The sequence below is a fragment of the Candidatus Methanoperedens nitratireducens genome (assembly GCF_000685155.1).
Classification (GTDB): Archaea; Halobacteriota; Methanosarcinia; order Methanosarcinales; family Methanoperedenaceae; genus Methanoperedens; species Methanoperedens nitratireducens.
The window spans coordinates 149,163-170,649 of the sequence record NZ_JMIY01000003.1; the positions used below are offsets into that span (position 1 = coordinate 149,163).

Here is a 21,487-nt window from a genome sequence, read left to right on the forward strand (position 1 = left end):
GCTCTTTATATTGCTAAATTCAGGCAACTTTGCTTATATATGGGAAAACTTGATATATCTTCAAATCTTAACACAGAGTAGTAGGTCGAGCACAATTATTGCCTGCCAGTATGGAACAGGTGATGTTTTGTGCAGTATAAAGAGGGATTCAAGTCCGAACCTGCACTATGGCAGGGATTATAATTATGCAAACTGCTATTAAAAGAGGTGGATAGAATGAAAAACAGGAATACGGCTAGAGAACAACAAGCGGATAGATTAGCAGAGCCACACCAGAGAGCTGCTGAACTGGAGACATGCTATCGAAGTGTTGTTGAAAGCGCTCGGGATATTATTTTTACGATCTCCAGGGACAATATTGTTACATTCCTGAACCCGGCATTTGAGAGGATCACCGGCTGGCCGCGCATGCAGTGGCTTGACAAGAACTATGAGTCCCTCATTCATCCTGATGATCTGTCCTTTTTGATGGAGATGTATCAGTGCGTCCTGAATGGAGAACTACCTCCAGGCTTTGAATCGCGCATTCTTTCAAGATCAGGTGAATACGTAACTATGGAACTCTTAATAACACCGCAGCTTCACCATGGAGAAGTTATCGGAATCCTGAACATTGGCCGCAACATCACAGAGCGCAGGCAGGTTCTGGAGAAGACAATAGAGAGTGCAGGCACTGGAGGAACAGCACATGAACTCAACAATATACTGACGCCAATAATCCTATCTGTGCAAATATTAAAAGAGAAGTTCAAAGATGAAGAGAGCCAGAGACTGCTTGGTATACTTGAGAGAAACGCCAACCGAGGAGCAGATCTGGTAAAACAGATTAGATCATTTGCACGTGGACGTGCAGATAAAGTCTATCTATCATCTATTGCAATAACAGAAATGCAAAAATCAGAAGGACATTTTGAGCCTCCTGAAGGTCGTGGAGAATCGATTCTCATTGTTGACGATGAGACACCGATCCGTGAGATTACCAGTGCTACACTGAAGACAAGCGGGTACAGAGTGCTAACAGCCAGTGACGGGGCAGAGGCCTCAACACTGTATGCACAGAACAGAGAAGATATCATGGTTGTTCTTATGGATATGGCGATGCCTGTTATGGAAGGCCCGGAATGCATCCGGATATTGCATAAGGTTAATCCTGCTGTTAAGATCATCGCAGTCAGTGGATCAACTGATACGAGTGAGCTTGAAGACATAGCAGACTATGTACATGCCTTTCTGCCAAAGCCTTACACTGCACAGAGATTGCTGCACACCATACATGAGGTCATAAACCGATAATCCATAGATTTATTAAACTCTCCCACGTTTCGTACAGGCATGGAAATACTCGCAGATATAGGAGGAAGACCAGGGCTTGATTGCCGTGGTTTTTGCAGGTACTGTTATTTTAGAGGTGTAAAAGAAAAAGAAGTCCCTGCTTTTGGGTGCAAGTACTGTCTTCCGTTTCAGAGGGGCTGTAGTTACTGCACGAAGAATGTCAGGGAGGGCTATTCTGGTTTTAAGCCAGTCTCTGTTGTAGCACAGGAGATAAACCAGGCGCTTATTTTTAACAGGAACGTATCAAAATTTAATATAAGCGGGGGGGGTGATGTGAGCTGCTATCCTGAGCTTAGATCCCTTGTGAAATTCCTCTCCGGGTACAAAAGGCCGATACATATAGGTTATACAAGCGGGAAAGGTCTGAATAGAGAGGATGCACTGTTTTTCATCAACCACGGTGTGAGCGAGGTAACATTCACAGTTTTTGCTACAGATCCGGAACTGCGGCAAAGGTACATGAATGATAAGACACCGCAGGATTCATTAGAGGCGCTTCGCACCCTGGCAGGAGAGTGCGATGTATATGCTGCCACCGTACTTATTCCCGGTATTAATGATGGCGATGTACTTTTAAAAACATGCTCGGATCTTGAAGAGATGGGTATAAGAGGATTGATACTGATGCGTTTTGCTAATGCATCTGATCAGGGTCTGATCCTCGGGAATGCACCTATAATTGAAGGCGTTGTACCTCACACGCTCTCTGAATTCAAATCTATAGTTGATAATATAAACGAGAGATTCGAATTCCGTGTTTCTGGAACACCGTTATATGACCCGGAGACAGGCTCACCGTTTGCAATTCGAAACGAAAGCGAGGCACTCTCAAAACTGCCTGAGATCACAAAAGAAGCTACGATAATCACAGGTGAGGCTGCATCTTCGCCCCTGAGAGAGATCTTTGATAGACTCGGGGGGCTGGTGAACATCGTGTCTGTAAAAAAGGATATAGGCTGCCTGATCACCATTGAGGATATAAAGGCACTGTACCTGAGCCAGGTAAAAGAGACGGTCTTCTTTCCGGGCAGATCATTTGTTCATGATCCTGAGGTCAAGAAGATACTGTCAGGCGATGGGATAGACAGGCTGGTTCGCAGAGGGCCTGATATGCTGACTGTTGATGGAGAGATGAGCATTTCGATGACCAGGGATGAGGTTCTGGCTAAAGAAGTGGAGGCCTTCACTGAATTCATACAGATGATAAATTTACTTGGAACAAGGCCGATCTGACGATATATTTATATGATTTAAGATAACGTCTATTGATTGGTAATATCTATGGAAAATGCCAATATTGATCTTATTTTAAGAGAGATTAAGAAAATCAGGGAGGATCTAGATTACCTGAAACAGATTGTAGAAGCTGGTGCAGAAGATATAACTTTAACGGAAGATGAGGAAAAATTAATAAAAGATACTTTATCTCAGAAGAAAAGAGGAGAGCTTTTGACTTTAGAAGAAGTTTTCGGTGAATAGATGGCTTATTCCATCTTTTTTATAGTTTCACCCTTCTTCTCTCTCCTCAGGAATCCCGCATACCTCGCATTCATCTTTAAGCTTCTCAGAATCGATAGCCCTTGTACCTTCAGCAAGGACTGCTGCATTGGACAGAGAGCCTGCAATCAGTATGGCATCAAAGATCTCTTCCTTCGTTACGCCCAGCCGCCGGGCAACACGGATATGCATCTTCAGGCAGTGCTCACATCTCAGTGCAGCAGATACCCCGATTGATATCAATTCTATGGTTTTGAGGTCTAACCGTTTAAATTCCCGGAATATTGCATTATCATAAAGAATCTTGGTAACAAGTAATTCAGGCGATTGTTTCATAAAGTCAAGGATATACGGTATTTCACCGTAAGCTTTCTCTACTTCCTTCAATAGCTCTTCAGCAGCTTCATCAGGCTCTTTTTTTAAAATCTTTTCAATCCTCTGTAGATCCATGTTAATGGATTCTTCAATCCTATACTAATAAATATTTGTATTTTGCTTAAGATTCAAGATTTTACTCGATCCTCTCCCCGAAAGCAAAATGGGGTTTAACATCGCGGATCCTGATATTAAGCCTCTCTCCTTTTTTTGCATCTTTAACGAATATGACAAAATCGTTGATCCTGGCAATCCCGTCCCCGCTTGCCCCTATATCCTCTATGGTAACAGTGTACTCCTGATTTATTTTTATAAGACCTGGCAACAATCGCTTTCCAATAACATATATCTCAGCACTTTGCTTTCGAGTAGCCTGTGGAGAAAAAGCCTGGACTTTTACGAAATGATCACGCACTTTGTTCAGGAAATCAGGGAACATATCTCCCTGGAAAACCTTTACCACAAATCTTCCATCTGGTTTCAGTAGCTTCCTTGCGCACTCAAGAGCGGATTCGGCAAGATCTATAGAGCGGGCATGGTCATAACTCCAGCTCCCTGAAAGACTGGGCGCAGCATCGCAGATGACCACATCAGCACCTTCTTTTATCTTCTTTTTGATCTTCTCTACAGTGCTGTCAAGCCGGATATCACCTTTTATCGTCTCCACGCCCTCTATTTCCTCTATCGGCAGTATATCCACGCCAACTACCTTGGCACCAGAGAGTTCATGAGCTACCTGCAGCCATCCACCAGGTGCTGCGCCAAGATCAACAACAGTATCTCCTTTTCTAATGATGTTAAACCTCTCATTGATCTGCTTGAGCTTAAAAGCTGCACGGGAGCGGTACCCCTTCTCTTTAGCCTTCCTGTAATAATAATCTCTGCGGTCGCGTGGCATGGTAATACTGGTAATGTTAACTAATTTGACGATTTACTCCCCACATATACCCACTGATCATATATGCCTTTTCCATCTGTATTATCTATTATACTCCCTGTTATCCTGTTCATCTCAAGAGCGCACTTAAGTACCTCGATCTCTTCTCTTTTGTTCACTGTTAACAATATCATCCCGCCTGGTTTTAATACTTTTACTGCTTCGCTCATCATTCCCTCCCATATGCCTCTGTTAAAGGGATAGATCGTACCGAGCATAAAACCAGACACTGTATCGAATGTATTCTCATGGAAGAACTGAGAGAGGCTGGTGGCATCAAGAACAATCGTCCTCTCAGGCTCAAGCACACTGTGCTCAAGCCCCTGGCATACCTGGCACTTATCAAAGTCGATTGCTACAGGAGCGTATCCCATCTCATGGAGCGGCAGGGTGGACATGCCGTTTCCGCAGCATATCTCAAGCATATCTCCCCTGAGCTTATATCTATCCAGCAGTTCCTTAAGCCTGGATCTTCTACTCTCGATATAGATCATATCGTATGGCTCTTTTGATATATGGCAGTTCTCGCATAATTGCCTGTTTACCAGCGCCAGGGAGTAATACTCAATCACTGCGCGATTAAACTCCTTACAGGTAGTTCTGTGCAACCTGCTCAATCTCAAATTCCCTGCAATGTTAGAGAACCTCCTGCTGCTCTCATTTGGTGCGGGTTTTGATGACACGATATCTGTAAAGATAGACCAGAATCCAGGTGTATCCTCTGTCTCTGGATTGTAAATAACAAGCCCGATTACGCTCCCATTCTCATCCTCGATCCCGTAAATCTCATCTGGCGGGTCTTTGCTTATATTCTCTAAATAGTGTAATGATAGCGTATTATTCTTTAAGGATGCATAGCTATCCTCAACAAAATATATATTCTCCCTGTTCCCAAGACCCAGGATACCGTGAATAAGCATTATTCTCTAATCGCCTTCATCAGGTTCATCCTCACGGTAGCTTGTGTCACCGATCATGGCAGCACTGATTGAATCAATGCCATCAAGCCACTCAGCTACAAGCCCTTCAGGAACATCATCAAGAGCTTTTTCACTGATCTTCCCACCAGCAAGGATATTTGCACCGATCTCTGCTATATAACCAAGGGCAGCCCCCATATTATCCTCCTCTTCTGCCTTCACAGCGCTCTTTATCAGTTTATCAAGGGATTTCTTTTTCTCAAATGCCCCTTCTACATAGCATTCGCATGATGCAAAAACACCAATCAGTGATAACTGCACGGATTCTATCATCATGTCAATATCCTCGTTTATAGGATCAACCTTTTTTAGGACTATTTCCTTTACTTCGTTGAGGTATTTCAGTGCATCTTCACTGGAGAGCAGTTTATTATCATATTTTGCTATTATCTTCAGGCATGCCAGAACCACATCATCTTCCATATATACAAAAATCGCCCCTTTGTCCTGATCATCAAGCTTAAATCCGCTCTCTTTTACTTTATTTATCCAGTTCTGCCATCGTTCTTCAGTATAGAACGGGATTGTATACTTTGATTCCTGCATTGTCTCTCCATCTCTAATTTGTGTTTTGATTTTCGATCGTTTTAAACTCTGTTAGACCTGTTAATTTTCTCACTCTGTCTATTAATTCGTTCTTACCAAATGGTTTTGTTATGTAGTCATCCGCCTTCAATACATGTAACCCAAGCAGTTTATCTATATTCTGTGTTTTCGCAGTTAGAATAGCAACAGGGATGTCTGGATATTTATCTTTGATTCTCCTGAAGATCTCCCATCCATCCATATCAGGCATCATGATATCAAGAAGCACAAGATCGGGCTTTGAAGCTTCGATCATAACCAGTGCTTCTGTTCCACTTGTAGCCAGTAATGCTTTAAAGCCTCCGTTCTCAAGAACTAACTTAACAAGCTCAAGCGTGTCAGGCTCGTCATCCACTATAAGCACTTCTTTGGCAGGTATATCCTTATCCATTGTATCCCCTTTTAGGTAATAAAATATGAAAGGTGCTTCCTATATTTTTACTTTCCGCCCAGATTTTGCCCGAATGGGCTTCCACTATGTTTTTTGAGATCCAGAGACCCAATCCTGTTCCTCCATGGTTTGGTACATATGCTGATATTGAATCAAGCTGATAGAATCTGTCAAAGATCATATCAAGCTTATCCCGAGGGATGCCGATACCTGTGTCGTCTATTCTTATATGTATCCATTTATCCTCTTCTTCTGCTGTTATCTTTATTCTTCCTTTTATTGTATATTTGATTGCGTTATCCACTATACTTGAGAACACCTGTATCAACCTGTCCCTATCACCCTCAACTGCCAGATGCTGAGGAATATCGATATCTATGGGTATATCCTTGATTAATGCCATTGTTTTTATATCCTCTGGAACCTGGGTTATCAGGTCATAGATCGATAATGTCTGTATATCCAGTTGAAAGTCACTGGACTCGATGAGCGATGTATCGAGAAGTCCTCTTATTAATCTCGATAGGCGTTTTGAGTTTCTCAGGATTATCTCAAGCTTATGCTTCTGATCTGAGGTTATATCTTCCTCAAGCAAAAGCTCTGTAAATCCTATAATGGATGTAAGTGGTGTTCTGAGTTCATGCGACATATTTGAGAGAAAACTATCTTTTATCTTATAAAGCTCTTTGAGCTTTGAATAGGTTAACCTGAGTTCCTCATAGGAATCTTTAAGTTCTTCTTCAAGCCTTCTCTGATCTGATACGTCTCTCATTACTGTAATGATCTTCTCAACGTTCCCGTTTTTATCCTTGATTGGAATCCTGGATGTACTGGTATAGATTATGTCCCCGTTGTACTCTGTTTTATCCTCACTCTGGATGGTCTCTCCTGTGTTAATGATATACTCATATTCTTTGTCGATATGTTTTTCCCTGAGTTGCGGAAATACCTCAAAAAGATCTCTGTTCAGCATATCCTCCTCTTTGAGCCTTCCCCTGTTAAGATTAAGTAATTCCTTATTAACAGCAAGTATTTTCATATCTCTATCCACTACATGGATTGCAAGATTGATATTGTTGAGTATCTCTTCTTCAAGCATCTTTTGCAGCGTTATATCTCTTAGACTAATATTATATTTGTCCCTTGTCCTGATCTGGTTCTTTTCCTCATTTCTCTGATAGGATCACATAATCATTTATATTCTCTGATTAGCCATCCCCAGTATTTTACTGTTGCAATAAGGCTGAGAGTAAGTCCTGCTGCAAATAGCGCATACCCCAGAAGATACGAATATTCAAACTCTGCCAGTGATAATGCCCTTACAATGGAACCCGATAATACAAAGGAGATACCTGCATAATAAAGATAGTAATACCTCTTCATCCCCATAACTTCGCCCAATCGTCTGCTGAGAATGCTTAGAATATAAAGAATCAATGCAAATAAAAGATATGATACTGAATCAAGCAATTCCATACCTGTGTTCATTTTTCACCTACCATTATTCTATACAGGTAATAACTTGCTGTAAAAGAAGCTACAGAGCCCAGAAATCCTATCAATTCAGAGAAAGATGTACGATAAGAGATTATATGTAATGCAGCAGCGAGAAGAATGATTATAGGGATAGTATAGAAATAATAGAAGGTTCTTACACCGAATTTCTTCTGGTAGAATTCAGCTATTGAAGCTATAAAGATTACTATGAGAACAGCTACAATCCAGGCATATATTTCAATGATCCTCTGTATCAATATAGTGTCCCACATATTTATTATTTTTTAAAAGCCTCTACGAAAGCCTCAGGGAGCGTCTTTACCGGGCTGCCTGATAATAATCCTGAATATTCGCTGAATGGTAGTTTTATTTCAACTCCCTCTTTATTGATAATAATTTCCCTTATCTCCTTGTCATGATCGCTGCCTCTCATTTTAAGTACTGATATGGCTTTTCGCATCTCGCTTCTTATTTCCACGTATCTGAGTAATATTACAGTGTCCATAGTAGGGGAAATGCCTGTACCTGTAATCTGTGCTGTTCCTGTCAGGTTAGAAGCCTCGTTTGTATAGATGGCTGTAACATTTTTATTTTTCATATTGCTGATAATACCTGCCATATACTCCGGGAACTGGATATATCCCGGCATCATCCGATAAAGCTTTCCTGTGCCATCAAACAGCATGCGTCTGGCATTTATTTTACCGATTATCTCATTAATCTGGATCGCAAGCTCGTTGGCATCAAACTCAAGAGGGGATATTATTTTGAGCAGATTCTTATCCTCATATCCTTTTAAATTCCAGCCGAACATTTTATAATTCTCGCGTATCTGCATCGCATCCTCTTCAAATGAGACGATCACTCCAGGTTCGGCTCTTAATAGGCCGTTCATAATAAACTGTGTTCCGATTGTTGTTTTACCGGTTCCGCTTGAGCCTGAGATCAATATTGATGAGCCTCGAATGAAGCCTCCACCTGTCATCTGGTCAAATCCTTTTACTCCGGTGGATATACGCTCTTTTAAGATAGATGTCCTGTCTGTCAGAGGCAATCGCGGAAATATCGTGAATCCGTCTTTTGTAATTTTACATGAATGTTTTCCACTACAGAAATCCTGTCCCCTCATTTTGAGAATACTAACATGGCGTACGCTTCTCTCTAAAAAAGGCTCGTTGCTGATATAGATAATACCATCAACAAGATAACTAAGAGTGCTTTTAATAAGTGTGTCAGAAGTAAACTCACCTGTTAATAGAACAAGGGAATTCCATCCCTTCATAGCTGTAAAGAAATCATAGTAGAACTGACGCTGGGATTCCTCATCCAGCCCAAAAACAAGCACATTTGCAGGATCAATGACGATCCGATCAGGCTTGACCAGCTCTATGTTCCTCTCCATCTCATTTATAACAGCTTTTGAGCCTTTGCGGATTATATTGATATCAATAGGCACATACTTGACATTACCTTTTCCAAGTAATGAAATATTATAAAAAGAGAACTTGGACATGAAATTATTGATCATGGCTATAGGCTCAGAGAGCGCGGTGATATACATGCAAACCTCTTCATTCTTTGCTGCGTTAAAGAGAGATTGCATAACGAAAGTTGTTTTTCCAGTTCCCGCTGTGCCTGCTATCAATACTGCTGATGGTCTGAGAAAACCTCCGTCCAGCACATTATCAAGACCATTTACCCCTGTAGCAACCTGTTTCATATTATTACTCCAAAATCTCTTTTATCTTCTGGGATGCTTTGGCTACTTCAACCAGGATTAATCCAAGGCCTGCATTCGGTCTGGCCATAACCAGAAGCAATGCCTTTGATCCCGCTCCGGTTGCGATTAATTTTCCGTTTTTTGATTCCACTATAATCCTGTCTGGAACGCCTTTTCCAAGCTCTGCGGTTGCGGTTTCTGCCGCTCCCAGCATCGTAGCCGACATTGCTGCAAACGTCTCTGCCTGGAGTTTTCGGGATACATTTGAGCATATAAGTAAACCATCCCTGCTTGCCACAGCCGAGGCTTCAATACCTCCGATATGTTTTAGGTCGTCCAGAATCTCCTCAAGCATCTCTATTGTCGTCATGTTTATCTGTACTATATTGAATGTTTACTATCATTATAAACATAATACTTACCATTTCTAAGACATTTGTCTTAGTCATTCCCCAGATATAAATATGTATAGGCTATTTAATGTTACCTTGATCCGGGATAACCGGGAGGTCTGGATGATACTTCCCCGGTCAAAAACCTGTTAATTTATCCTTTACTCAATATATATTGCAGGCCTCATTGGAGATGCTAAACGGCTCTTTCCCTGTGGATCATATACAGGAGCATCTGCATTGTATATATCTATATCACATTCCACGGCACGGCTCAGGAATTCCCTGGCTTCGTTTAAAGCAGAGGTCTCATCAAAATCAACCTCGATCAGGGATCTCATCAATTCAGCATCCATTCCCTGTATATCAGTTATTATCTTTTGTGCAAATTTTGGGATCTCCCTGGCATGCACCCTCATAGCAGGATCAGCCATAGCTTCACTCATAATGGTTTTCATATCAAGGGCATCCTCTTTCTTCAGTAACAGGGCTTTTTTCAGGATCATCTTCTTCCATGATGCTGCAGTATACAGGATTATCCGCCTGGGTTTTATTTTTATCAATCTGATTATTTCCTCTATATCCCGAAGTGTACTTCCTATTATTTCTTCTGCAAGTTCAGCGCCTCTATCTATAAGAGCCGGGTCTGCTCCTGGGTATTGAGCCAGAGAAACGAAATCCCTGCCCATTTCTTCCCAGATCTCTTCGCAGATATGCGGTATAAATGGAGCCATTAACCGAACCCATGTGTCCAGGATTCGCTCCCGTACCGCGCTTCCACCCCGCCGCTCATACCATCTCATATCGTTCATGAGAAGATAGAAGGCATTCTGAACCGCCCTTCTTGTCTGTATTCTATCAAGTGCATCAGTAGTCTCCTGTATCCTGTACTGAAGCCTGCTTAATATCCATTTATCAATTAATTTTAATTCGCCCGTATCATCTGACCTGATTATGTCATACGCCATTCTATAGAATCTCTCAACCTGTTTTCCTGTGGCTTCGGCATCTGCAGCTCGCCAATCTGCATCCTGGGTATGCTCAGCCGCGCTCAGGATGTAGAGACGGGTCACATCAGCCCCGTGCTCTGCTATGGCTGATTTTAATGTGAGCAGAGGCCCTTTTGACTTGCTCATCTTCTCACCTTCCAGTGATACAAAGCCATTGATGGCTATAGCGCCGGGCCAGTATATCTGAGGGAATATTGCAACATGGTGGAAAAGGAAGAACAGGAGATGGTTGGGTATAAGATCCTTACCGGAGGAGCGAAGATCCACCGGGTACCAGTACGTAAAATCGCTGCGGACTTCATTAATCATATCAGGAGCTATCCCGGTCCCGTCTACGGTGTTCTCAGTCGTGCCCTGCCCGAGCAGTACATGGTTGAAGAACTCTTCTTTTAATTGCTCAGGTTCAATTCCAGGAAGATATTTTGCAATAATATAATAACTCATGTATATTGTTGAATCTCCAAGTGATTCGATTATCCATTCAGGGTCCCAGGGAAGCTTTGTACCGAGTCCTTTTCGTCGTGCGCATGCTTTATCTTTCAGCCAGTCGACCTTATTCTCAAAATCAACCCTGAGTTCAGGCGGTATGATCTTCATGTCGCCAAGGGATTTGTAGACCTGCTCTTTCCAGACAGGATCTGAGTAATTTAAGAACCACTGGTTCTCAACGATCTTTACAACGATGACAGAACCGCATCTGCATATCACAGGCTGTTCACTGAACTCATAGAACACATCGGCAATCCCCTGGTTGATGAGGTCATGCGTCAGGATGTCCTTTATCCTTGAGACCGCCATGCCTGCATATTTTCCTGTTGTCTCTGTCAGCACTCCGCTGTGGAATTCACGCCTGTACACAAGTTTTGTGGCCTCTTCTGCTTTTGGATCGCTCTGGTCCTTCACTTTCAGCTCATTGACCGCATCGACCGCGGGATGTTCTCCGTACCCCGGTACCCTGATCAAAGGAATAGGCGGTATAGAGGAAACATCCTCTGTTATGCCGTATCCTGTTAGATCAGCGCCCCTGAGATCACGAAGCGCAAGATAATCATAGGGCGCATGTGCGGGAACGCTCATCACTACACCACTACCGTTTCCAGGATCTACAAATGGTGCGGGCAATATCAATACATGAGAGCCTGTCAGGGGGTTTTCCACTTCTTTACCTATCAATTCCTCACCAGTGATCTCTCCCAGGAGTTCCAGTTTTTTATCTGTGAATATGAGTTTTTCATAGGCTTCTTCGCTCACGATCCATGTCTCGTCATTGACTTTAGTCCTTACATAATGTACCTTCGGGTTTACCCAGATGTTTGTAACACCGAACACTGTCTCAGGGCGCAGTGTGGCGCACGGCAGTATCTCGTTACCCAGTTTGAATTTGATCAGGGTGTACTCTATTATAGTGGCATCCTCACCACGCAGGATATCGTGATCCTCAACAGGATTCTCATCATTCGGGCACCATCTCACAGGATGTGCGCCTTTTACTACCTTGCTTTTTTCATGGAGAAGGTTGTACTGCCAGGTAATGAACTTTTTATAATGCGGGTCTGTGGTAGTGAATTTTCTTCTCCAGTCGATCGAGTATCCTATGCTCTTCATGGCAGCTTCAGCTTCTTTGCTAAAATACTCCACGATCTGCTCAGGAGTTTGAATAGAATACAGGATATCAAGCGGTACCCCGTGAAGCCTGTGGTAGACCCTTATTGTCTCAGGGTCCTTTTTCTGGATCAGTTCTGCCAGCCCGACTATCGGCGTTCCTGTGACATGGAAGCCCATGGGGAACAGCACATTGTAGCCCAGCATCCGTTTATACCTCGCGACCACGTCCCCGATGGTGAACGTCCTGGTATGGCCTGCATGAAGGTTGCCGTTTAAGTATGGATACGGGATCGTAATGAAGTATTTCTCTCGGTCATCCGGCTCAGCCTCGTATATCCTGGCCTCTGCCCATCTGCTCTGCCACTTTTCCTCTATTTCATGCGGGTTGTACCTTTCTTTCATTCTCACGTTTGCACTACCTATTAGCCTCTTAACAGATTGTTCTACTACTAAGTTCATCTATAATATGGTTGACGATTGTATGGAATCCACACCTAACAATAAATTCATTGATGATAAGTTTTACGAAACGTGGACAAAAAGCCTCCTGAGAGCAGTGGATGAAGGAAAAACCAGTCTATTTGCCAGATACGCCTTATTCTCAAATCAATAAAGTATATATTACTATCATTCATATTCTGACCAAGGTGATACTATGCAGGCTGAGGTTTCAACATTATTTGGACTGAACATTTACACAGAAAGAGGAATATATATAGGAAAAGTAAATGATGTGGTGCTTGAAGTGAATGAGAGAAAAGTGACGGGTCTTGCGGTCACACGATTAAATCATGATATGTTTGATACATCCAAATCAGGAGTTGTCATCCCGTACAGATGGGTTACTGCTGTCGCAGATATCGTTCTTATCAGGCATATCAAAGACCAGTTCAAGAAGCCTGAGGAAATCCCCGAGGATTATAATATATCCAATGAGGATTAACAGTACATCGTGAATAATGCTTTTCTAGAAAAAGAGATGAAGGACAGGGAGATCTATGCTGATCTCAGGGTATTCCCTCCCTTTGCTCTCAGGATCGATGGTAGAGGGTTCAGGCGTGTACTTGAACTACTTGGGTTTAAAAAACCATATGATGAGGTATTCGCACGGGCTATGGCGAATTCTACCGAATCTCTCTTTAAGGAGAGCGGCTTAAATCCTTTATTTGCCTTCACATTCTCAGATGAGATCAGCTTTTTTTTCTATGAAATCCCTTATAATAGCAGGATTGAAAAAATCAATTCAATAATCCCAAGCTTCATTTCATCTGCATTTACAATCCAGTTGAACCTGAAAGATCCTGTATCGTTTGATTCAAGGATCATTTTGCTTGGAAAGGAGGATATCTACAGGTATCTCGTATGGAGACAGGCAGAGACATGGAGGAACCATGTAAGCTCTTATGGATACTATACACTGTTGAATACCGGTCTTTCTGAGAATGAAGCAGCTTCACGCCTGAAAAATATGAAGGCCAGCTCAATCCATGAACTTGTATTCCAGCATGGCATCAATCTTTCACAGACACCTGCGTGGCAGAGACGCGGCATACTGATCTACAGAGAAACCTATGAGAAAAAGGGATATGACCCCATTAATAAGATATATGTCAAAACGATAAGGAAAAAGATAATACAGGAATGGAACACCCCTGTATTTAAAACAGAGGAAGGAAGAGAACTTGTTAACCGTCTTATTGCCTGATATGTTTGTGTCAATTTTTGCCTGTAACGTTACTTTATATATAAAATAAGCATGGTTTAAGCTATTTATTATGGACATTATATTAATAGTAGCATTTTTAGTAGCTATTTTCATGGGACTGAATATAGGCGGCAACAATGCTGCGGCTTCTATGGGTGCTGCTTATGGGGCAAAGGTCCGCACCAAATATCAGGCTGTGCTGTTAATAGGTGTATTCTCCCTTCTTGGAGCAGTATTCAGCGGTGGAGAAGTGATAAAAACACTGGGGACGGGAATTCTCCCTGAAGGAACAATACTGCTCGAAGGAGCTACAGTAGCAGTCGGGGCAGCGGGTATAACTCTTTTTCTGGCAAATATACTGCGCATACCGGTATCCACAAGCCAGGCAGCAGTTGGGGCAGTTGTAGGAATCGGGTTTTTTTACGGGGCTTCGCAGGTAAATGTACCGCTTCTTGGCAAGATCGTGGTCTGGTGGATCGTGACTCCTGTTACTGCCTGGCTGCTTGCATACCTTATGGGTAAATACCTTTACACAGATATCCTTGTCTGGATTGCGGATCATCACGAATCAGAAGCCGCAATACGAAGATCCTTGAGTGTACTGCTTACCATTTCAGGTTGCTATGTAGCCTATTCTGCCGGAGCCAACAATGCAGGCAATGCAGTCGGGCCGCTCGTGGGGGCCGGTGCTATGCTCTCACTTGATGGCGCGATTTTAGGGGGTATTGCTATTGGTTTTGGTGCTCTTCTCATGGGTGGAAGGGTACTGGATACCGTGGGAAATGAGATCACTGAACTGTGCGTGATCCGGGCCACATTCGTGGAGTTCATATCAGCCATAATGGTTCACGCTGCCTCGATCTTCGGAGTTCCTGTTTCACTTGGTGAAATTGTTGCAGCCGGGGTCATTGGAATCGGGTGCGCAAACAGCGGAATGCATATCATAAGAGGTGAGGTTGTGAAGAAGATATTGATTGCCTGGGTTGTCTCACCACTCCTTGCTGGCACAGTGGCATATGTACTAATGAGATTAATTTAAATCAGTTTTGCAATTGCAGCCGATACATCTGTGGTAGAATATGAGCCGCCAAGATCAGGAGTAGTGATCCTGTCGCAGAGAACGCTGTTCACCGCTTTCGTGATTGAGTTCGCTTCCTCTACCCATCCACCCCATTCAAGCATCATCTTAACGCTCAGAATAGCCGCTATCGGGTTGGCAATACCTTTTCCTGCAATATCAGGGGCGCTTCCGTGAATAGGTTCAAAAAGCGCATAGCGTTCACCAATGTTTGCACTGGGACATAGACCAAGCCCGCCTGCTATGGCTGCAGCAACATCGCTCAGGATATCCCCGAAAAGGTTTGTGGTCACTATTACATCATACCTCTCTGGATGAAGGATCAGGTCATATGCCATGGCATCCATGAGCATCTCACGATGTGATATCCCGTTCCGCTGTGCACTACCTATGCAGACATCACGGAAAAAAGAGCATGATTTTAATACATTCGCTTTATGCACAATGGTTATATGCTTTTTTCTAGATTTCGCCAGTATGCATGCCCGCTCTGCAATCCTTTCACTGCCTGCCCTGGTTATAACCCTCGTGGTGTATGCCACATCCTCATGAAGTTCCTCCACTCCTGAGTACATGCCCTCGGTATTTTCCCTTACTATAACAAAATCGAATTCTTTTGTATCACAGGGCAATCTAATGCTCTTCAGGGGAACAAAAGGTCTGATGTTGGCGTATAGATCAAGCTCTTTCCGAAGACGCATAAGCACACTCTTATAATTAGGATCAGGCGGAGTAGTGATCGCCCCGAACAGCACACAATCGCATTCACTGATTATGTCCATATCCTCATTCGTGATTGCGCTGCCGGTTCGCTCCCATTTCCCATAACCGATATCAAGAGGTATTTTCTCGATACCAAGACCAAAAGCATCAAGCACGGATAATGCAGCGGGAATAACTTCCCTGCCAATGCCATCACCGGGGATAACTGCGAGCTTCATCTCAAACTCGCTCTGTTGTTATTTTCTATATTCCCTCTCAAAACCCTGACAAGCATCCTTATCGCATCAACGATATCATACTCGGATGCTCCCCAGTGTACCACAGCGCCATCTATCCCATTGATGTTGATCATACCTGATTTCTTGCTCTGGCAGCATCTTGTGATAAAGGGTCTGGTTGGCGTATAAAGATGTGCCTTAATGGGACACATGTTGATATGCCTGTAAGAGAGGCTGGGAAAGCGCAGTTCAAATATCTGTTTTGAGATATCGCATCCAACAAGCTCGGAATTATCCTCAATATCAATATCAGTATCGAGATATTTTCCTTTAAGTTCTGATGCATGGCAGGGGAAAACCACCTTCCCCCCCTCAAATGTACGAAGATCAATGAGCTTTGTTGTGAACCTTATGTCCAGCTCACCCAGTATACCGCTCCTGATAAGCCTCTGTATTGCAAAGGCAAGCCACGGCGGCTCAGGCGGTGATATATCAATTATCTCTATCTCCATAACCTCATCAAGACCTGGCTCATAGACAAAAGTGATATGCCGATCCATGCCTTCAAAAAGAACAGTATTTACACTCCCTTTGCATAATGGAATTGCGGATTCAATAAGCAGTGTCCTGTCATGAGAATCGAGTTTTTCTTCAAATTTCTTTACCTGTTCTCCTTTTGCTATCAGCTCAAGTGAAACAAGTTTTTTGAGCAATCCTTCACCTTCACTTTTTACCCTGTATATTGCATAACCATAAGGCAGATCAGCGATCAGGTATTCTGTTGTGAAATAAATGGGACAGCCTATTCGCCCTGTAGGGTCTGTTCTTGTCACGCCCACGCGTTTATATTCTGCTGGAAATATCACTACTGCACCTTCCTTTTTCTGTACTCAACAAGCCCTCCGTATGCCAGGATATCACGCAGAAAATCAGGAAGTTCCGTACCCTTAAAGCTTTTATCTTTATTTCTTACAAATCCATTTTCAAGGTCGATCTCAATAATATCGCCCTCTTCACAGTCTATTCTTGCTTCTATAATAGGCAGGCCGATATTGATGGCATTCCTGAAAAATATCCTGGCGAAGGACTCTGCCACTATACATGCTATGCCTGCATATTTTAAAGCAAGGGGTGCCTGTTCCCTTGATGAGCCGCACCCGAAGTTCTTGCCTGCCGCGATTATATCGCCGCTTATCACTTTCTGTGAGAACTGCGGCTCAATCCCCTCCATGACATGCGATGCGAACACACTCATATCAGTGGTGCGCAGGTATTTACCCGGAATAATAACATCTGTATCGACATTGTCGCCGAATTTCCATACCCTTCCTGATATTCTATCGATTTTTTTATTGCTCATTGCTTGCCTGGGTATTGTTCACGGCAAGCATAATCATTTTGGTGCTATCAAACAAAAAATTATGAATATGAGCTATTATCTTCTCTTTCGCCCGATAAGGTAGATCGCGCAGAGTGTTATCACAGCCAGAGTCACTTCAAACCCTGGGGCCTTTTCTGTCGGTACTGCTGTCATGGTTGTGGTTTCTATCAGGGCGCCGTCGGTGGCAGCCCCAGCCTTCACTACTGACGCTGATATCGGCTCTTCTGCACTCCTCAGTATGGTTATAGCAAACGGGGAGAATTTCTCTGTTGATGCTACATAATATTCAAATTCAGTATCCTCTCTTAATTTTTGAGTGGGTAATTTGATCCACTGGGAATCGTAGCGGTAGAGCGCAATTGAGCCCGGATCAACCGCATCAGTCCATTGTTTCTCAACCCTGAAGGTTATATCAGCATTTTTAATATTCTTCGGTACTGCAAATCCTGATGTGCCGACCCATATATTTATATTTTTATAAGCAATCCCGGGCGCCGGACCTTTTACAATGGAAGAAGGATTTCTCAACACTTCGACAGCCGCGCTGATCTCCCCTGCATTGACATTGCCTGTTATATTAACGAACAGTACGGGGTTATTCTTGCTGGTAAATATATATGATGTTATCTTATCTTTAAAGATATATTTATCATATTTTTCTTTTACTTCGATATTAGAATAATCTTCAGCCGAAGCTACTCCACCACCGCCGCCGCCTCCACCACCGCTGCTTGAAGATGCTCCCCCTCCGGAGAGCGTCGTGAGACTCCCGGTGACGTTAGCAGTATTGCCGCTATGATCTGTGCTAATGACAATATAATAGTAGGTCGTGCCCGCAGATAATCCTGCTAACTGCACGCTATGTGAGGTCACATTGGAAGTATCCTCTGTATTAGAGGTATAGCTTCCTTCAGTTGTGCCGTACTTCACAAGGCTCTGCGCAGGCTTGTCTGTGTCCCAGCTTATAATGGCAGAGCCTGTGGTGACCGAAGTCAACGTTATATTTGAAATCACAGGTGGGGTAACATCAGCAAGAGGCGCGAATACTGAGAAATGGCTTGTGTATCCTGAGACTGTCCTGTTCAGGGTATCGACACTTGAATTCTCTGTGATCTCCCATCTGTTTGTCGTTGTATTGTAGAACCACAGCCTGAGTTTTGTTTCATCTTCAGTGAAAGAAGAGAAATAAGAGAAATTATACTGCATCTCTATCCTGATGAGCTCATCAAAGGTCAGGTTAGATAGATTTAAAGCAACTCCAGCATGCTTTAGACCATCCAGGGCTGGAATATCTACAGGCGCTACCAGAAGCACGCCTGATAGGTCTGTGGATTCAGGGATGCTGATCGAGGCATTGAATATTGTCGAGTCGATTGTAAAATTAAATCTCAAGGTTCCAGCGCTTGCATTGATCGTTTCTTTGATCCCGAGAAGAATGCTGGTCGAGGTATTGCTGTTGTCTCTGGCATCGGTCACATTTACAGGGAGCCTGATTAAAGTGCCGTTTATGCCAGTTTTATTAGTGGTTACATCAAATCGCCATATGCCGCTTGAATTTTCCATTTCCTGAGATGCATTCCCACCCAGATTAGTAAGATCCACAGTTACATTTTTAATACTGCTCACATCGGCAAAATCATGTGTGATGATCTCCAGAGTTGTACTATCTATTCCATCAGCCCTTATCGAATCAGGGGTGGCTCTGGCTGATTCTATTACAGGCGGGGTTAGATCTGTTACACTCAGTAGTATAGTCCCATTCTCAATATTCCCTGCACCGTCTGTGGCATTCACTGAAAGTGAAAAGTTGCCGACCGCTGTGGTATTTACAGTTATCTGCCAGATATCGCCTCCTGTATTCTGCATTGGACTGCCTGGTGAGCCGCCAATTGCACTTAAGTTCACTGCTACCTGAGCAACTCCGCTCAGGTTGTCAGTGACGTTAACACTTAATATGGAACTCCCTGAACCAGCCTCGATTTTAGAGGGGGTTGCACTGGCGCTGCTAATAAGCGGGGGCGTATTATCTACTATTATGGATAACTGAATTAAATTGTTTATATAACCCATATTGTTATATGCTGTAACATTGAGATCGTATATTCCATCTGAGGCATTTACTATTACATTATCATTTACCCAGAATCCTGAGATGCTGGATAATGAAACATTTGTTATAGATGCGTTTATAGATGAGACGTTTACGCTGGCGTTTTTTACTCCTGCGATTGCGTCTGTTATTGTGGCATTGAGGATTACTGCAGTGCCGTTCCTTGCTGCACTGCCTGCCTGATATCCTGTGGGATTTGCGATAACAGATGGAGCAATTGCCGCGAAGACATTAATTCGCCCCGCTCCGTATGTATCGTCTTTTCCGGCAGTACCCAGATCCACTGAAGTAGTTTCAAGAATGCTTTTTATCTGTGAAGGTGATAGAGTTAGATCGTTTTTCTTTGCAGCATGTAAAAGAAGAGCTACCATGCCTGAGACATGGGGGGTTGCCATTGAAGTGCCTGATAGAGCCACATAACCATTTGAAAGATTCAATGAAGTAACACCAACACCAGGCGCAACAACGCCGTGATCTATCATGGCTGCACCCCTGCCTGAGAAATATGCTATCGAATCACTACTATCAACAGCGCCTACAGCAATTGCATTTCGGATGCATCCCGGTGATGAGACACCACTGGCATTGTTTCCTGCTGCTGCCACGACAACTATACCGGCGTTCACAGCATTATTAATTGCATATGCAATTGCAGGATTATCAATATCACAGTCTGGCGTCATCCAGGTCTGTTCGGTGCCCAAGCTCATGCTGATCACATCAGCTCTGTTGCTCACAGACCACTCTATCCCGCTTATCATATCACTTGCACTACCACTGCCTTTATTATTAAGCACCTTTACTCCAAACAGGCTCACATTTGGCGCCACGCCCGTAGTTATTCCAAGGCTACCATTTCCTCCCACAGTTCCAGCGACATGGGTTCCGTGACCATAAGGGTCATCGTCGTATGCTGATCCACCGCCATTTATATAATCCACCCACTTAACGACCCGTCCTGCAATATCAGGATGTGCTGCGTTAATCCCTGTGTCAATCACGGATACATTGATGCCGCTGCCGTCAATCCCGAGTTCCCACACTTTTGTTGTATTTATGTATTTTATTTCAGATGTCGCATTGTCAATCTGCCCCTGTGAGACCAGAGCTGAATAATCCTCAAGAATATGAAGCTCAGAGTCAAGCTCTATACTTGCAACATCATCGCGCTTTGAAAGTATCTCGATGAGCTCAGGCGATGCATTGACCGCTATGGCGTTCACGATCCAGAACTGTTTTATTTTATCTGCTTTTCCCCTGCTTCTTTCTTTATTCAATAAAGTTACAAGGTTCTGCTGGCTGTCTGATGCACGTTCCTTCATCAGGGTTACTGCATCTCCTTTTGATAAAGTCTTAAAAGAAGGACTGTCTTTCAGAGTGATTATCACAGGAACATACTCGCCTTCTAACATGCGGGATTTTACATCCATCGTGATTCTATCACTCGCAGCTTCAGTTTCTACCAGAAATATACCTGATAAAGAAAATAAGAGCAAAAATACCAGTATGGAAGTAACTTTTTTGATTATTATCTCCTCCGGTTCACCACATCGATTCGAGATGGCAATTCCTGCCGTATCATAGTTTCAAGGTTATTTATATTTTATGATCATAATGATAATGATTAGGGCTCAGCTAATTATAGTTTGCTGCATAACAATCAATAAAATATTAACCGCAGATGAACGCAGTAGATGCAAATGTAGATATCGAATAAGCCTCAGTATCCCGTGGCATGCTGGGAGACCATACAATAATTCCAACTTCTCAACTGTGATTCGTATATCAAAAAAGCTCTCTGCGCCTCAGTGTCTCTGTGGCTTCATAAAAAACTTGCCACTGAGACACAGAGAACACAGAGGTTACAATCAGGATTTGCAGAGCACTACCTAATCCTGTTATCCCTTTAATTATTGGATGGGTTCAGGATAACCAGAAAGCTTTTATCCAG

At 43.1% G+C, this 21,487-nt stretch carries 21 protein-coding genes; 6 read left to right on the forward strand and 15 right to left on the reverse strand.

Annotated elements, in window-relative coordinates; genetic code table 11:
- The first annotated feature begins 216 nt into the window (after nt 1-216).
- From ANME2D_RS07345 to ANME2D_RS07355, 3 genes are read left to right on the forward strand one after another with little or no spacing between them, the layout of a single operon-like run.
- The gene (locus ANME2D_RS07345; RefSeq protein WP_048090148.1) at nt 217-1,293 is read left to right on the forward strand and encodes an ATP-binding response regulator; all 1,077 of its coding nucleotides are present in this window, start codon (nt 217-219) and stop codon (nt 1,291-1,293) included.
- A 39-nt stretch (nt 1,294-1,332) separates the two neighbouring features.
- On the forward strand, nt 1,333-2,565 hold the full coding sequence (mmp10, locus tag ANME2D_RS07350; protein ID WP_048090150.1) for a methyl coenzyme M reductase-arginine methyltransferase Mmp10: 1,233 nt from the start codon (nt 1,333-1,335) through the stop codon (nt 2,563-2,565).
- A 48-nt stretch (nt 2,566-2,613) separates the two neighbouring features.
- Nucleotides 2,614-2,811, forward strand: a complete 198-nt coding sequence (locus ANME2D_RS07355) for a hypothetical protein (RefSeq protein ID WP_048090157.1) — start codon at nt 2,614-2,616, stop codon at nt 2,809-2,811.
- 27 nt (nt 2,812-2,838) lie between these two features.
- On the opposite strand, the gene ANME2D_RS07360 is transcribed toward ANME2D_RS07355, so the two are convergent.
- From ANME2D_RS07360 to leuS, 11 genes are all read right to left on the reverse strand, one after another.
- Entirely contained in the window at nt 2,839-3,279 is a 441-nt protein-coding gene (locus tag ANME2D_RS07360) for a carboxymuconolactone decarboxylase family protein (protein ID WP_048090159.1), read from the reverse strand.
- A gap of 61 nt (nt 3,280-3,340) precedes the next feature.
- Nucleotides 3,341-4,102 (reverse strand): 23S rRNA (uridine(2552)-2'-O)-methyltransferase, encoded by a 762-nt coding sequence (locus ANME2D_RS07365; protein ID WP_048090161.1) that lies wholly within the window; start codon nt 4,100-4,102, stop codon nt 3,341-3,343.
- 20 nt (nt 4,103-4,122) lie between these two features.
- Nucleotides 4,123-5,061: a class I SAM-dependent methyltransferase gene (locus tag ANME2D_RS07370; protein WP_048090163.1), complete on the reverse strand. Its 939-nt coding sequence runs from the start codon at nt 5,059-5,061 to the stop codon at nt 4,123-4,125.
- Between the two features lie 6 nt (nt 5,062-5,067).
- On the reverse strand, nt 5,068-5,667 hold the full coding sequence (locus tag ANME2D_RS07375) for a DUF2150 family protein (protein WP_048090165.1): 600 nt from the start codon (nt 5,665-5,667) through the stop codon (nt 5,068-5,070).
- 13 nt (nt 5,668-5,680) lie between these two features.
- Nucleotides 5,681-6,097, reverse strand: a complete 417-nt coding sequence (locus ANME2D_RS07380) for a response regulator transcription factor (RefSeq protein WP_048090167.1) — start codon at nt 6,095-6,097, stop codon at nt 5,681-5,683.
- A complete protein-coding gene (locus ANME2D_RS07385) occupies nt 6,090-7,196 on the reverse strand; it encodes a PAS domain-containing sensor histidine kinase (protein WP_052368646.1) in 1,107 nt (368 codons plus the stop codon). Before ANME2D_RS07385 ends, ANME2D_RS07380 begins: the two co-directional genes overlap by 8 nt.
- Nucleotides 7,197-7,288: 92 nt before the next feature.
- Nucleotides 7,289-7,585 (reverse strand): hypothetical protein, encoded by a 297-nt coding sequence (locus ANME2D_RS07390; protein WP_048090169.1) that lies wholly within the window; start codon nt 7,583-7,585, stop codon nt 7,289-7,291.
- Nucleotides 7,582-7,866: a hypothetical protein gene (locus tag ANME2D_RS07395; RefSeq protein WP_048090171.1), complete on the reverse strand. Its 285-nt coding sequence runs from the start codon at nt 7,864-7,866 to the stop codon at nt 7,582-7,584. The genes ANME2D_RS07390 and ANME2D_RS07395 overlap by 4 nt, the downstream gene beginning before the upstream one ends.
- 5 nt (nt 7,867-7,871) lie before the next feature.
- Nucleotides 7,872-9,314 carry an ATPase domain-containing protein gene (locus tag ANME2D_RS07400; protein WP_048090173.1) on the reverse strand — a complete coding sequence of 481 codons (1,443 nt, stop codon included), beginning with the start codon at nt 9,312-9,314 and terminating at the stop codon, nt 7,872-7,874.
- Nucleotides 9,315-9,318: 4 nt separating this feature from the next.
- Nucleotides 9,319-9,684 (reverse strand): roadblock/LC7 domain-containing protein, encoded by a 366-nt coding sequence (locus ANME2D_RS07405; RefSeq protein ID WP_048090175.1) that lies wholly within the window; start codon nt 9,682-9,684, stop codon nt 9,319-9,321.
- 183 nt (nt 9,685-9,867) lie between these two features.
- Nucleotides 9,868-12,723 carry a leucine--tRNA ligase gene (gene leuS / locus ANME2D_RS07410; RefSeq protein ID WP_048090176.1) on the reverse strand — a complete coding sequence of 952 codons (2,856 nt, stop codon included), beginning with the start codon at nt 12,721-12,723 and terminating at the stop codon, nt 9,868-9,870.
- A gap of 253 nt (nt 12,724-12,976) precedes the next feature.
- Here leuS and ANME2D_RS07415 point away from each other — a divergent pair, with 253 nt between their 5' ends.
- From ANME2D_RS07415 to ANME2D_RS07425, 3 genes are all read left to right on the forward strand, one after another.
- The gene (locus ANME2D_RS07415; RefSeq protein ID WP_048090178.1) at nt 12,977-13,264 is read left to right on the forward strand and encodes a PRC-barrel domain-containing protein; all 288 of its coding nucleotides are present in this window, start codon (nt 12,977-12,979) and stop codon (nt 13,262-13,264) included.
- Between the two features lie 9 nt (nt 13,265-13,273).
- Nucleotides 13,274-14,026 (forward strand): tRNA(His) guanylyltransferase Thg1 family protein, encoded by a 753-nt coding sequence (locus ANME2D_RS07420; RefSeq protein WP_320408811.1) that lies wholly within the window; start codon nt 13,274-13,276, stop codon nt 14,024-14,026.
- 70 nt (nt 14,027-14,096) lie between these two features.
- Nucleotides 14,097-15,065 (forward strand): inorganic phosphate transporter, encoded by a 969-nt coding sequence (locus tag ANME2D_RS07425; RefSeq protein ID WP_052368649.1) that lies wholly within the window; start codon nt 14,097-14,099, stop codon nt 15,063-15,065.
- Here ANME2D_RS07425 and ANME2D_RS07430 read toward each other — a convergent pair.
- From ANME2D_RS07430 to ANME2D_RS16830, 4 genes are all read right to left on the reverse strand, one after another.
- Nucleotides 15,062-16,045 (reverse strand): isocitrate/isopropylmalate dehydrogenase family protein, encoded by a 984-nt coding sequence (locus ANME2D_RS07430; RefSeq protein ID WP_048090179.1) that lies wholly within the window; start codon nt 16,043-16,045, stop codon nt 15,062-15,064. The two genes, ANME2D_RS07425 and ANME2D_RS07430, sit on opposite strands and share 4 nt — an antisense overlap.
- Complete coding sequence (locus ANME2D_RS07435) at nt 16,042-16,911, reverse strand: DUF7714 family protein (protein WP_048090181.1); 870 nt, start codon at nt 16,909-16,911, stop codon at nt 16,042-16,044. The genes ANME2D_RS07430 and ANME2D_RS07435 overlap by 4 nt, the downstream gene beginning before the upstream one ends.
- Nucleotides 16,911-17,405, reverse strand: coding sequence for a 3-isopropylmalate dehydratase small subunit (locus ANME2D_RS07440; protein WP_048090183.1), 495 nt, complete (start codon nt 17,403-17,405; stop codon nt 16,911-16,913). Before ANME2D_RS07440 ends, ANME2D_RS07435 begins: the two co-directional genes overlap by 1 nt.
- Nucleotides 17,406-17,480: 75 nt before the next feature.
- The gene (locus ANME2D_RS16830) at nt 17,481-20,966 is read right to left on the reverse strand and encodes a S8 family serine peptidase (RefSeq protein ID WP_157834009.1); all 3,486 of its coding nucleotides are present in this window, start codon (nt 20,964-20,966) and stop codon (nt 17,481-17,483) included.
- Nucleotides 20,967-21,487: the final 521 nt, after the last annotated feature.

Bases quoted from the DNA above. Each gene is read 5' to 3' on its own strand.
- ANME2D_RS07345 (WP_048090148.1), top strand. From the start codon at position 217: ATGAAAAACAGGAATACGGCTAGAGAACAACAAGCGGATAGATTAGCA.
- mmp10 (WP_048090150.1), top strand. From the start codon at position 1,333: ATGGAAATACTCGCAGATATAGGAGGAAGACCAGGGCTTGATTGCCGT.
- ANME2D_RS07355 (WP_048090157.1), top strand. From the start codon at position 2,614: ATGGAAAATGCCAATATTGATCTTATTTTAAGAGAGATTAAGAAAATC.
- ANME2D_RS07360 (WP_048090159.1), bottom strand. From the start codon at position 3,279: ATGGATCTACAGAGGATTGAAAAGATTTTAAAAAAAGAGCCTGATGAA.
- ANME2D_RS07365 (WP_048090161.1), bottom strand. From the start codon at position 4,102: ATGCCACGCGACCGCAGAGATTATTATTACAGGAAGGCTAAAGAGAAG.
- ANME2D_RS07370 (WP_048090163.1), bottom strand. From the start codon at position 5,061: ATGCTTATTCACGGTATCCTGGGTCTTGGGAACAGGGAGAATATATAT.
- ANME2D_RS07375 (WP_048090165.1), bottom strand. From the start codon at position 5,667: ATGCAGGAATCAAAGTATACAATCCCGTTCTATACTGAAGAACGATGG.
- ANME2D_RS07380 (WP_048090167.1), bottom strand. From the start codon at position 6,097: ATGGATAAGGATATACCTGCCAAAGAAGTGCTTATAGTGGATGACGAG.
- ANME2D_RS07385 (WP_052368646.1), bottom strand. From the start codon at position 7,196: ATGCTTGAAGAAGAGATACTCAACAATATCAATCTTGCAATCCATGTA.
- ANME2D_RS07390 (WP_048090169.1), bottom strand. From the start codon at position 7,585: ATGAACACAGGTATGGAATTGCTTGATTCAGTATCATATCTTTTATTT.
- ANME2D_RS07395 (WP_048090171.1), bottom strand. From the start codon at position 7,866: ATGTGGGACACTATATTGATACAGAGGATCATTGAAATATATGCCTGG.
- ANME2D_RS07400 (WP_048090173.1), bottom strand. From the start codon at position 9,314: ATGAAACAGGTTGCTACAGGGGTAAATGGTCTTGATAATGTGCTGGAC.
- ANME2D_RS07405 (WP_048090175.1), bottom strand. From the start codon at position 9,684: ATGACGACAATAGAGATGCTTGAGGAGATTCTGGACGACCTAAAACAT.
- leuS (WP_048090176.1), bottom strand. From the start codon at position 12,723: ATGAAAGAAAGGTACAACCCGCATGAAATAGAGGAAAAGTGGCAGAGC.
- ANME2D_RS07415 (WP_048090178.1), top strand. From the start codon at position 12,977: ATGCAGGCTGAGGTTTCAACATTATTTGGACTGAACATTTACACAGAA.
- ANME2D_RS07425 (WP_052368649.1), top strand. From the start codon at position 14,097: ATGGACATTATATTAATAGTAGCATTTTTAGTAGCTATTTTCATGGGA.
- ANME2D_RS07430 (WP_048090179.1), bottom strand. From the start codon at position 16,045: ATGAAGCTCGCAGTTATCCCCGGTGATGGCATTGGCAGGGAAGTTATT.
- ANME2D_RS07440 (WP_048090183.1), bottom strand. From the start codon at position 17,405: ATGAGCAATAAAAAAATCGATAGAATATCAGGAAGGGTATGGAAATTC.
- ANME2D_RS16830 (WP_157834009.1), bottom strand. From the start codon at position 20,966: ATGGATGTAAAATCCCGCATGTTAGAAGGCGAGTATGTTCCTGTGATA.